This is a genomic window from Pseudonocardia alni (genome assembly GCF_002813375.1).
Taxonomy (GTDB): Bacteria; Actinomycetota; Actinomycetes; order Mycobacteriales; family Pseudonocardiaceae; genus Pseudonocardia; species Pseudonocardia alni.
In genome coordinates this window covers 101,324-115,948 of the sequence record NZ_PHUJ01000003.1, presented here as the reverse complement: position 1 = coordinate 115,948, position 14,625 = coordinate 101,324, and the positions used below count along the sequence as shown (strand labels likewise).

12 protein-coding genes and 1 pseudogene are annotated in these 14,625 nt (G+C 72.4%); 4 read left to right on the top strand and 9 right to left on the bottom strand.

Annotation, left to right across the window (positions count from 1 at the left end; translation table 11 throughout):
* Positions 1 to 30 precede the first annotated feature (30 nt).
* The 6 genes from ATL51_RS01845 to ATL51_RS01820 form a co-directional block, all read right to left on the bottom strand.
* On the bottom strand, positions 31 to 1,035 hold the full coding sequence (locus ATL51_RS01845) for an ABC transporter ATP-binding protein (RefSeq protein ID WP_073574472.1): 1,005 nt from the start codon (positions 1,033 to 1,035) through the stop codon (positions 31 to 33).
* Entirely contained in the window at positions 1,032 to 2,006 is a 975-nt protein-coding gene (locus ATL51_RS01840) for an ABC transporter ATP-binding protein (RefSeq protein WP_073574471.1), read from the bottom strand. The genes ATL51_RS01845 and ATL51_RS01840 overlap by 4 nt, the downstream gene beginning before the upstream one ends.
* Positions 2,003 to 2,941 carry an ABC transporter permease gene (locus tag ATL51_RS01835; RefSeq protein WP_157818193.1) on the bottom strand — a complete coding sequence of 313 codons (939 nt, stop codon included), beginning with the start codon at positions 2,939 to 2,941 and terminating at the stop codon, positions 2,003 to 2,005. Before ATL51_RS01835 ends, ATL51_RS01840 begins: the two co-directional genes overlap by 4 nt.
* Positions 2,934 to 3,860, bottom strand: a complete 927-nt coding sequence (locus tag ATL51_RS01830) for an ABC transporter permease (protein ID WP_073574469.1) — start codon at positions 3,858 to 3,860, stop codon at positions 2,934 to 2,936. The genes ATL51_RS01835 and ATL51_RS01830 overlap by 8 nt, the downstream gene beginning before the upstream one ends.
* A 95-nt stretch (positions 3,861 to 3,955) precedes the next feature.
* Positions 3,956 to 5,566 (bottom strand): peptide ABC transporter substrate-binding protein, encoded by a 1,611-nt coding sequence (locus ATL51_RS01825; protein WP_100877444.1) that lies wholly within the window; start codon positions 5,564 to 5,566, stop codon positions 3,956 to 3,958.
* A 773-nt stretch (positions 5,567 to 6,339) separates the two neighbouring features.
* A complete protein-coding gene (locus ATL51_RS01820; RefSeq protein ID WP_301548847.1) occupies positions 6,340 to 7,650 on the bottom strand; it encodes a dienelactone hydrolase family protein in 1,311 nt (436 codons plus the stop codon).
* Positions 7,651 to 7,983: 333 nt separating this feature from the next.
* On the opposite strand from ATL51_RS01820, the gene ATL51_RS01815 reads away from it, so the two are divergent.
* Both ATL51_RS01815 and ATL51_RS01810 read left to right on the top strand, forming a co-directional pair.
* A complete protein-coding gene (locus ATL51_RS01815) occupies positions 7,984 to 8,934 on the top strand; it encodes an SDR family oxidoreductase (RefSeq protein WP_100877443.1) in 951 nt (316 codons plus the stop codon).
* Between the two features lie 101 nt (positions 8,935 to 9,035).
* Entirely contained in the window at positions 9,036 to 9,956 is a 921-nt protein-coding gene (locus ATL51_RS01810; RefSeq protein ID WP_100880408.1) for an alpha/beta fold hydrolase, read from the top strand.
* A 14-nt stretch (positions 9,957 to 9,970) separates the two neighbouring features.
* On the opposite strand, the gene ATL51_RS01805 is transcribed toward ATL51_RS01810, so the two are convergent.
* Positions 9,971 to 10,267 (bottom strand): hypothetical protein, encoded by a 297-nt coding sequence (locus tag ATL51_RS01805; protein WP_100877442.1) that lies wholly within the window; start codon positions 10,265 to 10,267, stop codon positions 9,971 to 9,973.
* Between ATL51_RS01805 and ATL51_RS01800 the strand changes: the two genes are divergently transcribed.
* Both ATL51_RS01800 and ATL51_RS29795 read left to right on the top strand, forming a co-directional pair.
* A complete protein-coding gene (locus ATL51_RS01800; RefSeq protein ID WP_100877441.1) occupies positions 10,262 to 10,576 on the top strand; it encodes a hypothetical protein in 315 nt (104 codons plus the stop codon). The genes ATL51_RS01805 and ATL51_RS01800 overlap by 6 nt on opposite strands.
* Positions 10,577 to 11,128: 552 nt before the next feature.
* Positions 11,129 to 11,188 (top strand): annotated as a pseudogene (locus ATL51_RS29795) (hypothetical protein); the annotation flags it as partial.
* Here the strand turns inward: ATL51_RS29795 and ATL51_RS01790 are convergent.
* Both ATL51_RS01790 and ATL51_RS01785 read right to left on the bottom strand, forming a co-directional pair.
* Entirely contained in the window at positions 11,182 to 12,009 is an 828-nt protein-coding gene (locus tag ATL51_RS01790) for a dienelactone hydrolase family protein (RefSeq protein WP_301548846.1), read from the bottom strand. The pseudogene ATL51_RS29795 and the gene ATL51_RS01790 sit on opposite strands and share 7 nt — an antisense overlap.
* 487 nt (positions 12,010 to 12,496) lie before the next feature.
* Positions 12,497 to 14,608, bottom strand: coding sequence for a DEAD/DEAH box helicase (locus ATL51_RS01785; protein ID WP_100877439.1), 2,112 nt, complete (start codon positions 14,606 to 14,608; stop codon positions 12,497 to 12,499).
* Between the last annotated feature and the right edge of the window lie 17 nt (positions 14,609 to 14,625).

Below are 14,625 nucleotides of genomic sequence, written 5' to 3'. Positions count from 1 at the left end.
GCCGGGCCGAGTGCCGCTCCGTCCGGCGTCTCAGGTCGGCAGCAGGTACTCCTCGCTGGCGTGGTGGCACGCGCTCGGATGGTGCCCACCCGGCCGCGTCACCAGGGGCGGCTCCTCGGTCGCGCAGATGTCGGTGGCCTTCCAGCAGCGCGTCCGGAACCGGCAGCCGCTCGGCGGGTCCACCGGGCTCGGGACGTCACCGGTGAGCCGGATCCGCGTGCGTCCCTCCCGGACCGACGGGTCGGGCACCGGCACCGCGGAGAGCAGCGCCTGGGTGTACGGGTGCGACGCCCGGGTGTAGATCTCCTGCTCGGTCCCGAGCTCCACCATCTTGCCCAGGTACATCACGCCGACCCGGTCCGACAGGTGCCGCACGACGGACAGGTCGTGGGCGATGAAGATGTAGGACAACCCGAACTCGCGCTGCAGGTTCCCGAGCAGGTTCATCACCTGCGCCTGGATGGACACGTCGAGCGCGGACACCGGCTCGTCGCACACGATGATCTCCGGGCGCAGCGCGAGCGCGCGGGCGATCCCGATACGCTGCCGCTGCCCGCCGGAGAACTGGTGCGGGTAGCGGTTGACGAAGTCGGGGTTGAGCCCGACGACGTCGAGCAGCTCCTGCACCTTCGCCCGTCGCTCCCCCTTCGGCGCGACCTCGGGGTGGATCTCGAACGGCTCCCCGACGATGTCGGCGACCGTCATCCTCGGGTTCAGCGAGGTGTACGGGTCCTGCAGCACGATCTGCATCTGCCGGCGCAGCGCCCGCAGCTCCGCTCCTCGACGGGCGAAGATGTCCTCGCCGTGGAAGCGCACCGAGCCCGACGTCGGCGGCTCCAGCCGCATCAGCACCTGGGCCAGGGTCGACTTCCCGCAGCCGGACTCGCCGACGATGCCCAGCGTCTCGCCCTTGTTCAGCGCGAACGAGACGCCGTCGACGGCGCGCACGTGGCCGACGGTGCGCTTGACGACCGCGCCGACCTTCACCGGGAAGTGCTTGACGAGGTCGTCGACCTCGAGAACGGGCTCGCTCATACGAGGTCCTCCGCGAACAGGCACGCCGACGCCCGCGCTCCGGGCAGCGGGATCAGCGGCGGGTCGGTGCCGAGGCAGCGCTCCACCGCGCGCGGGCAGCGCGGGTGGAACGGGCAGCCGTCGGGGATGGCGGTGAGCGTCGGCGGGAGCCCGGTGATCGCGCGCAGCTCGGTGCCCTTGCTGTCGAGCCGCGGGATCGACGCGAGCAGCGCCTCGGTGTACGGGTGGGCCGGGTTCGCGAAGAGCTGGTGCACGTCGCCCTGCTCGACGATGCGGCCCGCGTACATCACCGCGATCCGGTCGGCGACCTCCGCGACGACGCCGAGGTCGTGGGTGATGAGGACCAGTCCCATCTCCCGTTCGCGCTGGATCTCGGCGAGCAGGTCCATGATCTGGGCCTGCACGGTGACGTCGAGCGCGGTCGTCGGCTCGTCGGCGATGAGCACGTCCGGGTCCAGCGCCAGCGACATCGCGATCATGACGCGCTGGCGCATCCCGCCGGAGAACTCGTGCGGGAAGTTCGTGACCCGCTGCGCCGCCCCGGGGATCCCGACGAGGTCGAGCAGCTCGACGGCGCGGGCCCGCGCGTCGCGCTTGCTCATCCCACGCCGCGTCCGCAGCTGCTCCCCGATCTGGAACCCGACGGTGAACACCGGGTTCAACGCCGACAGCGCGTCCTGGAAGATCATCGCGACGTTCTCGCCGCGCAGCTCACGGCGCCGTTCCTCGGTCGCGGTGAGCAGCTCCTCGCCGCGGTAGCGGACCGAGCCCGCGGTGACGGTCGCGGGCGGGGTAGGCAGGATGCCCATCACCGTGTTCGCGGTGACCGACTTCCCCGACCCCGATTCCCCCAGGACGGCGAGGGTCTCCCCCGCGTGCACCTGGTAGCCGACGCCGTTCAGCACCCGGGCGACGCCGTCGCGGGTGCCGAACTCGACGTGCAGGTCCTCCACCTCGAGCAGCGGGGTCATGACCGGCCCTTCGGGTCGAACGCGTCGCGCACCGCGTCGCCGAGCAGCACGAAGGCCAGCACGGTGACGACGAGGAACGCGCCGGGGAACAGGAGCAGGTGCGGCGAGGTCCGCAGATAGCTCTGCGCCTCGCTGATCATCACGCCCCACGAGACGACGGGGTCGCGCAGGCCGACGCCGAGGAACGACAACGTGGCCTCGGCCCCGATGAACGCACCGAGCGCGATCGTCGCGTACACCATCACCGGGGCGATGGTGTTGGGCAGCATGTGCCGCCGGATGATCCGCCACGGGCTCGCACCGAGCGCGCGGGCGGCCTTGACGTAGTCCTGGCTGCGGGCGGCGATCGCGGCGGACCGCATGATCCGCATGACGATCGGCCAGGACAGCAGCCCGATCGTGCCGATCACCAGGCCGCTGATGCCGATCACGCTCTGCCCGACCGACGCCCGGAAGGTGGAGAGCACGACGATCGCGCCGAGGATGAACGGCACGCCGAAGAAGACGTCGGCGACGCGGGCGAGCAGCGAGTCGACCCAGCCGCCGGCGAACCCGGCGACCAGGCCCATGACGGCGCCGACTCCCACGACCGCCGTCGTCGCCAGCACCCCGACGACGATCGAGACGCGGGTGCCGTAGACGGTGCGCGCGTAGACGTCGCGGCCGAGGTGGTCGTAGCCGAACCAGGCCTGGGCCGACGGGTCCTCGCGGGCCCGGGACAGGTCCCCGAGGGTGGGGTCGACCGAGGTGAACAGCTGCGGGAACGCGGCCATGACCAGCAGGAACGTGATGAGGCCCGCCGCGACGAGAAACAGCGGGCGACGGCGCAGGTCGTGCCAGGCGTCCCCGCTGAGGCTGCGGGTAGGGGCCGTCACCTCGGCGCGACCGGCGGCGGCGACGGGCGAGTCGGTGGTGGCAGTGGTGGGGTCAGTCAAGGCGGATCCTCGGGTCGAGCAGCGCGTAGGTGACGTCCACGACGAGGTTCGCGAGCAGGTAGACGATCACCAGCAGGACGACGACGCCGGTGACGACCACCCCGTCGAGCCGTTGGATGGAGCCGAAGATGAGCCCACCGATCCCGCGGATGTTGAAGATGCCCTCGGTGACGATCGCTCCGCCCATGAGCGTGCCGAAGTCCGCGCCGAGGAAGGTGATCACCGGGATCGCCGAGTTGCGGGTCAGGTGGACCCCGACGACACGTCGCCGGGTCAGGCCCTTCGCGGTCGCCGTACGGACGTAGTCGGCCCGCAGGTTCTCCGCGATCGACGTCCGGGTCAGCCGGGCCACGTAGGCCAGCGACAGGCTGCCGAGCACGTAGCCGGGCACGACGAGGTCCAGGAACCCCGGGTCCGCCGGGACGGTCGGCGGGATCAGGCCCAGCCGCAGCCCGAGGACCGACTGCAGCACGTAGCCGGTCACGAAGACCGGCACGGCGACCAGGAACAGCGTCGCGGTGAGCACGACGTTGTCGAGGAACCCGCCGGGCCGCAGCCCGGTGAGCACGCCCGCGGTCAGGCCGATGATCGCCTGGATGACCAGCGCGACGACCGCGAGCTTGATCGTGACCGGGTAGGCGTTCGCGATCAGCGTCGCGACCTCCTGGCCGCGGAAGTTCTCGCCGAAGTCGCCCTGCAGCAGGTTACCCAGGTACGTGACGTACTGGACGAAGATCGACTGGTCGAGCCCGTACTCCTCGCGCATGCGCTCGATGAACGCGGGCGGGCAGGCCTGGTCACCGCACTTGCCGGCGAGCGGGTCGCCGGGCAGCGCCCAGACCATGAAGTAGATGAGGAACGTGGTGCCGAGGAACACCGGCACGAGTTGCAGGAGTCGTCGCAGGACATAGCGCCCCACGGGTCACCTCCGGGTTCGGGGTCCGGCGGTTCGCGCCGGGCACGTGCACCGGCGGCCGGGGGTCGCCCGGCCGCCGGTGTGGTGGTGGGACGGCGTCACTCCTGGACGGTCACGCTCTCCAGGTCCAGCTCACGACCGTAGGTCAGCTCGACGTTCTGCAGACGCGGCGACCAGCCGAACTGCGCGGACTGGTCGTTGATCGCGACGGCGGGCATGTCCTGGATGAGGACGCGCTCGGCCTCGGCCCACAGCGCGTAGGCCTCCTCGGCGGTGGCCGCGGTCGAACCCTGGTTCACCAGGGCGTCGAAGCGCGGGTTGGTGTAGCCGCTGTTGTTGTTCGCCGCTCCCGTCGTGTACTGCGGGCGCAGCACGTACTCCATCGTCGGGGTCGAGGCGACCCAGCCGGAGCGGAAGATCCCGGTCAGGTTCTCGGCCCGGCGCTGGTCCAGGAACTCCGAGAAGGTCGGGACCGGGACGAAGTTGCAGGGCACGCCGAGGGTGTTGCTGATGCTGACGCAGGCGGCCTGCATCCACTCGCGGTTGATCGCCGAGTCGACGTTCGAGATCAGCTCGATCGGGCCGGTGAAGCCGGAGGCGTCGAACTGCTGCTTGGCCCGCTCCGGGGAGAAGGTGCACAGCTCGCCGCACTGGTCGTCGACCTTGCCGGGCACGCCCTCCGGGATGAACCCGGTGGCCGGCTGGACGAGTCCGTTGTAGACGTTGTCGATGATCGCCTGCCGGTCGACGGCCATGGAGATCGCCTGCCGCAGCTGCGGGTCGGCGTAGCGCTGGTCGTAGATCGGGAAGGTCATCGTGTTGATGCCGGCGTAGGGCTGGTTGCCGTTCCGGTCGGCCAGGTCCTGCTGGTACAGGTTGTCGATCAGGAACGAGCCCGGGATCGACTCGAGGAAGTCCAGGTTGCCGCTGACGACGTCCTGATAGGCGGCCTCGCTGTCGGCGTAGAAGCGGAACTCGACGCCGCCGACGGAGACCGGCTGCTCGCCGCCCCACTGCTCGTAGCGGGTCACGGTCACGTTCTGATCGGGGACGCGGGCCTCGAAGCGGAACGGGCCGTTGCCGACGGGGTTCGCCTCGAACGCGGCCGGGTCGGCGAAGAACGACTCGGGCATCGGGTAGAACGCCACGTCGCCGAGGGTGTTCACGAAGATCGGCGACGGCGCGGTCAGCGCGACGGTGAAGGTACGGTCGTCGACGACCTGCAGACCCGACATCGCCTGCGCCGTGGGCTCACCCTCGTCCGGGTTGACCTGGTCGAACCCGGCGATGTTGGAGAAGAACTCCGAGCTGGACTGCGCGTTGGTCTTCAGGGCCACGTAGTTCCACGCGTCGACGAAGCTCGTCGCTGTGACGGGCGTGCCGTCGTGGAAGGTCCAGCCCTCCTTCAGGCGGATCGTCCAGTTCTGCGAGTCGGGGGACTCGATGGACTCGGCGACCTTGTTCTCCGGCTCGCCCTGCTGGTTGTAGTCGACCAGGCCGGACCACAGCGCATCCAGGATCTTGCTGCCGCCGACCTCACGGGTGTTGCCCGGCAGCAGGGCGTTCTCCGGCTCGGTGCCGTAGACCGAGATCGTGGGGGCGCCCTGGGCGTCGCCCGTGGTGCCGCCTCCCCCGCCGCCACAGGCGCTGAGCACCAGCGCGGAGGTCAGGGAGAGCGCGAGCAGCGCCGCGACTCGAGGTGATCGCATCAGAGTCCTGTCTGTCCGGGACGGCCGCTCCCCGCGTGGTGTGCAGGCGGCCGGTGCGGTTCGGTGGTGGGTCGCACGGTAACCACAGCATCGCGGTTCTCCGGTTACGAATCCATTGCGTCCGCCGCCATTGCGCCGAGCAACACGGAATTGCGCGCGACGGTCGGTGAGCGGATCGCGACGTCCCGTCCGGCCCGATCCTCACGGAAAACACATCGGCGCAGGTCGGACGCATTCCGGTGCATTCTTCCGCTACGCAACATTGCATTGCGCATCGCAATTAGCCGGTCGAGTATGTGACGAGTACCACATCTACGAGTCAGTCCGAGCCCGTGAGCAGCAACGGCACCTCACGGAAACGCACCGACACCGGACGGCGAGTCGGGCACCGTCCCACGTCGTGGAACCGGATCGCCACGACGCGGGACCACCCGTCGCGCAAGAAACCACCGTCCGCGCGCATTTCCCGCCTGTCTTCCCGCGGAATGTCCGTCGGTATCGCGACGACAACCACCGAGCCCCGGGACACCGAATCCGACAGCGCACGGACCCGTTATCCGGTAATTCTGAAGAATGCACCGAGATCGCATCGGAAACGGGGCGCGGACACCGCCGGCGTGCGCTCCACCTGCGGAACCGCGGGATCGCGGCCCGACCGTCCCGCCTCCGGGGACGACGGCGCGCTCCCTCAGGGCGTCAAACGCTCGACGTGTGCATTCCAGGAGGATCGCCTGAAACGGTCATTCACGTACGGGCGTACCAATCATGGGCGGTCAGCGCGGCGACGCCTGCGTGAACAGATCGCCCTTCAGGTAGATGTTCCAGTCGGCCGCCTTGAGGCCGTGCCCACCGGAACGCAGGTGGTAGCTCATCGCCGGCCCGGAGAAGGCCGTGTCGGTGGCGGGCTTCCAGCCCGTCGTGCCCAGTCCGTTGTCGCCGAGGCCGTACAGGTCGTAGATCTCGCTCGCCGCCTCGTAGGCGAGGAACTCGCCCTCCGGGTCGGCGTTGGAGTCGTCGCTGGCGCTGGCGATCACCAGCTTGCGCGGCGCGACCAGCCCCATCAGCTCGTGCTGGTCGACGGGCAGCTCGTCGACCTTGTCCCCGTAGGCCTGGTAGGTCTTCGGGAACCAGTACGGGAAGGAGCTGTTGACCCGCGACACCGTCTCGGCGCCCACTCCCCCGTCGCCGCGGCGGGCGAGCTTCGCACCGGTCGACCCCGAGTTGTTGGAGATGACCGCGGCGAAGCGCGGGTCCTGGGCGCCGGCCCAGAGCGCGGCCTTGCCGCTGCGGGAGTGCCCGATGACCGCGATCTTCGACGGATCGATGTCCTTGTCGGTCTGGAGATAGTCCATCGCCCGGCTCGCGCCCCAGGCCCAGGCGGCGACGGCCCGGCCGGCGTCGTCGGGCAGGTCGCTCCCGGACGGGTGGAACAGGTTGATCATCTTGCTGCGGTAGCTGCCGCTGTCGTCCGGGGCGATGTCGTTGGCGTCGATCTGGGCGAAGGCGTACCCGGCCTTCGTGATCGTCGAGACCGGCGCGTAGTCCGAGGACTGCCCCGGGTCGTCGGAGACCGAGCCCCGGTGGTCGATCATCAGGAAGGTGCCGCGCGGGGTCTGGCCCTTCGGCACGAACAGCCGCAGTGGGAAGGACCCGGTGCCCTCCGGACCGGTGATGCCGATCGTGACCTTCTTGCTGACCACGTCGCCGTCCTCGGTGGTCTGCACGTCGGCGGTCTGCTTCGTCGGCCTGGGCAACGGCTGCCCGTAGACGTTCTCGCGGAAGGCCGTGAGCAGCTCCGCGCGCCGGGTGCCCTCCCACCGGGCCACGTCGGTGACCCCGGTGCCGTCGAGCAGGCGCAGCGGGTTCGGGTACTGCGTGCCGTCGATGGTCACCGTCGCCGCGACGGACAGGCCCGCCGCCGGGACCGACGTGGAGGCGGCGTGTGCGACCGGCGTCGCCGTGGCCCCCACCGCGCCCACGCACCCGGCCGCGGCGACCGCGCCGACGACGAACAGCGACGTCGCCGTCCTCGCGACGGGGAGCAGGACGCGACGACGACTGCGCGGGCTGATCGGAGTGGACACGGTCCGAACGCTACCGAGGCAGGGACCCTCTGCAACCGACGTTGCCGGTATCACGTCGATCGGGGGACATGATCACACACCTAACGTGTGACTCCTGTCGCCACAGGTGTTGCCGCAGGTGACAACGGGGTACGGCGGGTCCGCGCAGCACCCCGGAGGAGGTCTGCCGACGTTCGCGGCTGCGAACGGTCGGGGCCGCAGCGCGGTGTCGCGCGGTCCCCGGCCACCGACAGCGACCGCGGCTTCCCGACGGTCCTACCGCGCGCGCCGCGCCCGCAACCACGGATCGACGATCCGTGGATACCGCGCCGCGACCCGGCCAGGCTGGACCCCATGCCACGCACCCCTGACCTCACCCTCCCCGACCTGACCGGGCGCCGCGCCGTCGTCACCGGCGGCAGCGACGGCGTCGGGCTCGGCATCGCCGACCGGCTCGCCGCCGCCGGTGCCGAGGTCGTGCTGCCCGTCCGCAACGCCGCGAAGGGCGCCGCCGCCGCCGACCGGATCCGCGACCGGCACCCCGGTGCCGCCGTCTCGCTGCGCGAGCTCGACCTGTCCTCGCTGTCCTCGGTCGCCGCGCTCGGGGAGACCCTGCGCGCGGAGGGACGCCCCGTCCACCTGCTGATCAACAACGCCGGCGTGATGACCCCGCCGGAGCGGCGCACCACCGCCGACGGGTTCGAGCTGCAGTTCGGCACCAACCACCTCGGCCACGTCGCGCTCGTCGCGCACCTGCTGCCGCTGCTGCGCGAGGGCCGCGCCCGGGTGGTCTGCCAGATCAGCGTCGCCGCGGCCCGCGGCACGGTCCTGTGGGACGACCCGGACTCCGAGCGGTCCTACGACGGCATGGCCGCCTACCGGCACTCGAAGATCGCGTTCGGGCTGTTCGGCCTGGAGCTGGACCGGCGCAGCCGCGCCGCGGGCTGGGGCGTCACCGCGAACCTGTCGCACCCGGGCGTCGCGCCGACCAACCTCCTGAACGCCCGGCCCGATCTCGGCCGGGAACGGCGGTCCGCCGGGCGACGGGTGATCGGGGCGCTGTCCCGGGCCGGTCTGCTGGTCGGGACCGCCGACTCGGCGGGGCTGCCCGCGCTGCTCGCCGCGACCGCACCGGACGCCGGGCACGCCGTGTTCTACGGGCCGAAGGGTCCGGGCCGGGTGGGCGGACCACCCGCCGAGCAGGAGCTCTACCGCCCACTGCGCGACGCCGGCGCCGCCCGCCGGGTGTGGGACCTGTCGCAGCAGCGGGCCGGGGTGTCGTTCGACGGCGCGGCCACCCCCTGACAACCCCCCTCGCCGACGCCTCCAGGACACCGGCGGACCCCACCGCCGGGGGCCCGTCCGGAGGGGATCATGGAGACGTCGACGTACGGAGGTGCCCAGTGGTGGACCAGTCCCCCCAGGAGCGCGAGATCCTGCTGCACGGACAGCGTGTGAGCTACCGCGAGACCGGCCGCGGCGAGGGCCCGACGGTCCTGCTCGTGCACGGTCTCGCCGCGAGCTCACGCACCTGGGCCCCGGTGTTCGACGCGCTGGGCGGCGGGCTGCACGTGATCGCGCCGGACCTGCTCGGCCACGGTGCCAGCGAAGCCCCGCGCAGCGGCGACTACTCCCTCGGCGGCTACGCGACCGGGCTGCGGGACCTGCTGGCCGCGCTCGACGTCGAGCGGGCGACGATCGTGGGGCACTCGTTCGGCGGCGGCATCGCGATGCAGTTCGCGCACCAGTTCCCCGAGTTCACCGAGCGGGTCGTGCTCGTGTCCTCCGGCGGTCTCGGCCACGACCTGACCCTCGCGCTGCGCGCGGCGAGCCTGCCGGGCACCGAGCTGGTGCTCCGCTCGGCGGCGTCGCTGACCCCGCCGTGGATGCGCCGCGCCGCGCACCGGCTGGCCCACCGGGTCGGCGCCGCACCGCGCTCGGACATCGACGGTGTGCACACCGCACTGGAGACCTTCGCCGACCGCGGCACCCGCGGCGCGTTCGTCCAGACCGCGCGGGGTGCGCTGGAGCCGTCCGGCCAGCGCCTCGACGGGGCGCAGCGCCTGCACCTGCTCGAGGAGGTGCCCGTACTCCTGGTCGGGGGGAACCGCGACCGGGTCATCCCGCTCGCCCACACCCTCGCCGCACACGACCGGCTGCCCGACAGCCGACTGGAGGTGTTCGACGGTGCGGGGCACTTCCCGCACGCCGAGCAGCCGGACCGGTTCGTGGGGCTGCTGCGGGACTTCGTCGACGGGACCGCACCGGCCGACGGCGACCGGGACGCGCTGCGCCGCCGGATCCTGGGGATCCCCCGGGTCGGCTGACCCGGCCCGCGGGTCTACTCGTAGCCGTCGTCGCGCAGCGCGAAGCGGTAGCTCGCGTTCGTCGCGCGGCGGGTGAGCCCGTTCGTGGCGGTGGCCAGGCCGCGAGCGAGCGCCCGCATCGCACGTCCGCCCCGGGCGGCCAGGTGGGCGGCGCCGATCGCGGTCAGGTCCGGTACCGGACCCACCGGTTCCACCCGGAGCGCGTCGATGGTCGGGCACCGCACGAGCTCGGCGCTCCCGACCTCCGGCACGACGGCGGCGTCGGGCGCCGTGTCGCGCAGCGCCGTCGTCGCGAGCAGCGCCGGGTGCACGTCGACCGGGCGGTGCCGGCGAGCCGGACGGCGTCGCCGCGGCCCGGTACGACGGCGAACACCGACACCTCGGGGCAGGGCACCAACTTGTTGCAGGGTGTCGGCCCGTCGGTCCCCGCGGCGCTCGGCGAACGCGACGGTGTGCCCGTCGAGCACCGCAGCAGGCCCGGCCGGTCGCCCCGCGGGCTGGTATCGCCGTGGCCGTCGCCGTCGTCGTCGCCGTCGTGGGAGGTGACCACTGCGAACGGCGAGGTCGCGAGGAACCCCGCCACCGCCGGCGCGGCGAGCGCACCGCCCCCGGACGTGTGACGGCGACTGGGTCGGGCACCACCGTCGACAGCTCGGAGCGCAGCACGCGGCGTGCGCAGTGGAGGTAGCCCTCGGTCAGCCGGACCTGCACCCGGCTGTGGAAGGTTCCCTCCGCGGTCCCATTGCACCGGAAGGGTCTCGCCGCGGCCGGGGAGCAGGAACAGCATGGACACGCCCTCGCCGGGCCTGGCTACGGGGTGGTCCCGACCGGGACGACGCCGTGGACCGAGCCGACGGGCGTGCTCGTCACCCCGCTGGTCCAGGAGCTGATCGTGCCCCTGGGCACGGCCCACTCCCCCGCCCGGAGACAGGCCGAGCAGCTGCTCGTCGACCTGCTCGAATCCGTCCCGAGCACCACGCTCACCCTGCCCGTCCCCACCGACCCACGGCTGCGGACCATCACCGACGCCCTGGTCGCCGACTCCTCGGACGGACGCGACCTGGCTGCCTGGGCCGACCACGTCGCCGCCGGCGTCCGTACGCTGACCCGGCTGTTCCAGGCGGAGACGGGCATGACCTTCGCGCAGTGGCGCACCCACGCCCGCACACGCGCTGATCCTGCTCACGAACGGCACGCCGGTCGGCGCGACGGCCCGGGCGGTCGGCTACCGCAAGCCCGGCGCGTTCGCCGAGGCGTTCCGGCGGGTGACCGGCCGGTCCCCCGGCGAGATAGGCTGACTGCTCACCTCAGCCGCGGGTCTCAGGTGCCGGATGAGGAATCGGGCGGCGTCGTCGCCCTCGAAGGCGGGGACGCCGGTGTGCCCACCGATGTTGGCGTGCAGCGTCTTCTCGCGGCTGCCGAGGGCCTCGAACAGGCCCAGTGCCTGCTGCCGATCGTTGCCCTCGTCGTCCCACTGCAGCAGCACCAGCATCGGGACGGTGACCGTCCGGGCCTCCTCGACGATCGCGCGGGGCACGTAGCTTCCGGCGAACAGGACCGCGGCCGCGATGCGCGGCTCGACCACGGCCATCCGGACGCCGAGCGAGATGTTCCCGCCCGACCAGGCGACCGGCCCACACAGGTCCGGCCGGGCGAGCAGCGCGTCCAGCGCGGCCCGCCACTCCGGGGCCGCCTGCTCGACCAACGGGAGGACGAGCCGGTCGACGACGTCGTCGGGCACCGGCTCACCGGCCCGTACCGCGCGTCGCAGGTCTGCCCGGGCCCGGTCGACTCCGGGGTGGCGGGGCCGCTCACCGGTTCCCGGGAGCTCGAGGGTCGCCGCGGCGAATCCGGCCGCCACGCAGGATCGGGCCCGGGCCAGCAGCCGGGGATGCATCCGGCTCAGGTCGCCGGGGTGGCCGAGGAGGACCAGCGGGGACGGGGTGGTCGCGGCGGCCGGGGTGGTCGGCGTCCAGAGGATGCCGGGGACGTCGTCGAGGGAGAACGCCGTCTCGACCAGGTCGTCGTGGCGCTGTTCGGTGCGGAGTCGCATGGTCGTACCCTTCGGGAGAGGGCGCTCCCGGGCGACCTACCGCCCGGCCGTGTCCCCGGAGGGGAGCACCCGGCTGTCTGCTGCGGTCACGGGTCCCACCTCCTCGGTTCGGCGCACTGCTACGGGAACGGTAGTGCGGGCCGCGGATGGTCGGCCAGCGGTTTCCCGCGACCGGGCGCGGTTCAGCCCCCGGTGCCGGACGGGCCCCGGCCGCCGGAACGGGCCGGACACCGAACCGCTCCGCGACCCGGCGCGCGGTGAGGTCCCCCTGGGCCTCCCGCGCCCGGGCCAGCACCTCCGGGGGCGCCATGTCCGGGGTGCCGGCGTCGAACGGGGGCTCCGGGTCATACTGCATGCCCATTCGGCGGCCGCCAGCCCCTGAAGGAGGTCCGCTTGCGGAGATGGCCACACTGAGCGGCCTCGCCCGCTCGATGAAGCGGAGGCTCTCTTGGCGGACCTGATCGACCGGACGACTACCGGTCACCACCTACAGACTCAGACGCTCCCGCTCAGCGGCTACGACCTGCCGTTCCACTGAGCCGGGGTCGATCGCACGAGCGTCGCGCTCCTTGGCCTCGCTGCGCCGAGCGAAGGCATCGAACAGCTGGGTCTTGCCCTGCTGGATCTCGACGATCCGCTCGTCGATGGAGTCCTTGGCCAGGATGCGGTGTACATGGACGGGCCGGACCTGGCCCATCCGGTGGGCGCGCGCGATCGCCTGTTCCTCCACGCTCGGCTTCCAGTGCGGCTCTGCCAGAACGACGACGGACGCGGCCTGGATGTTCAGGCCCACCCCGCCGGCCTCGATCTGGCTGAGCAGGACGGCGTGGTCCTCGCGGTCGGCGAAGTCCTGGACGAGCTCCTGGCGCGATGCAGGCGCCACCGAGCCGTCGATGCGGCCGCACACCGAGGGCAGCTCCCGAACCAGTAGGTCCAGCACCGGCAGGAACGTGCTGAACACGAGGACCTTCATCCCGTCGTCCGCCGCCTCGGCCACGATCTCTTTGATCCGCTCGAGCTTCGCCGAGTCGGCCGACTCCAGGGCGGCCCGTCGCATCGCCATCACGTTGCCCGCGGCGACCGCGGCTCGGTAGCGCGCGGCGTCGTCCGTCGTCAGCTGCACCCACGCCTCGGTCTCGATGCGCTCCGGCAGCTCGTCGAGGACATCGTCCTGGTTGCGTCGGAGGTAGACGTCCGCGACCGCACGGCGGAAGGCCGTGGCGCCGGCGAGCGCGTCCCGGGCGTCGATCCGTGCGGCGAGCCGCGGCTGCAGGTGCCCGACGAGCGCCCGGAACTCCTCGACCCGGTTCTCCATCGGGGTGCCGGTGAGGAACAGGGCGCGCTGGGCGCGGCCCGCAGCGGCTGCGATCGCCTGGGTACGTGCCGCGGCGGGGTTCTTCGCGTAGTGCGCCTCGTCGACCACGAGGAGGGCAGTCTCGGCGTCCCGCACCGCCTCGGGCAGCCGGGCCAGGGTGCCGAACGTCGTCACTCCGATCCCGCCGTCCCGCAGCCAGCGGGCACCCGCGTCTTCCCGCTCGGGCCCGTGCAGCACGTACGCGGACAGCGTCGTGAACCGCTCGGTCTCCTTGAGCCAGTTGACCAGCACGCTGGCCGGGCAGACGACCAGGAACCGGCGCTGCCGGTTCGCGGCGAGGTGACACATCGTCGCCAGGGCCTGCAGCGTCTTGCCGAGGCCCATCTCGTCACCGAGCATCGACCGCTGCTGATGCAGGGCGTACTGGGCGCCGAACTGCTGGTAGCCGCGCAGGGTCGCACGCAGGAGCGAGGTGTCCAGCGGCACCGCGACGATCCGCTGCCGCAGCTCGTCCGGCACGAACCCCTGCGCAGACGCCTCGTCCACGCGGTCGTCCATCGTGGACAGCAGCGCGTTGACGGCCGCGGCCTCCCGCCCGTAGTCCGCCCACAGCTGCCGCTGCCGGTAGGCGCCTGGATCCACACGCTGCTCGTGCTCCGCGATGCCCGCGACCACCGCGCTCGTCGAGGGTTCGGCGAGGAGGCCCGCCAGGTCGTCGAGCGCACGCTGGGCCTCGGCGCGCCGCCGCCGCCCGGCCAGGTTCCGCTTCCACCAGCTGCCGAGCAGCGCGGCCTGGTCGGCGAGCGGCTCGGTGCGGTCCAGCAGCCGACCCAGGTGCGGCCGGAGCGTCTGCGCCTCCTCGGCGGCCCGCAAGGCGGCGAGGGTGACCAGGAGCTCGGCCTGTGCCCGCGTGGCCCGGTCGGGATCGAACCGGAACCGGGTCTCGCTCCGGACCGCGACCGCCGCCGCCCGCGCGGCCCGCGTCACCTGCTCCGCGGTGCGCTCCCCCACGCCGGGCACTCCGACGAGCCGGCGCGTGTTCTGCACGTCGGCGACGCTCCGCAGGCCGGCCTGCTCGATCGCGGCCCATCGCACGCCCCGACCGGCCGCCTCCTTGAGCGCGGACACCGGCATGGCCTGCAGCCGCCGCTGCACCTCGTCCGCCTTCAGGGCGTCGAGTTGGCGCGAGGCGCGGGCACGGAGTTCCTCGACCCGACCCAACAGGGCGGTGCCGCGAGCGGCCAGGTCGCGGGCGGCCGCCACCGTGGTCCGAGCGTCCGCCATCAGCTCCCCCTCAGACG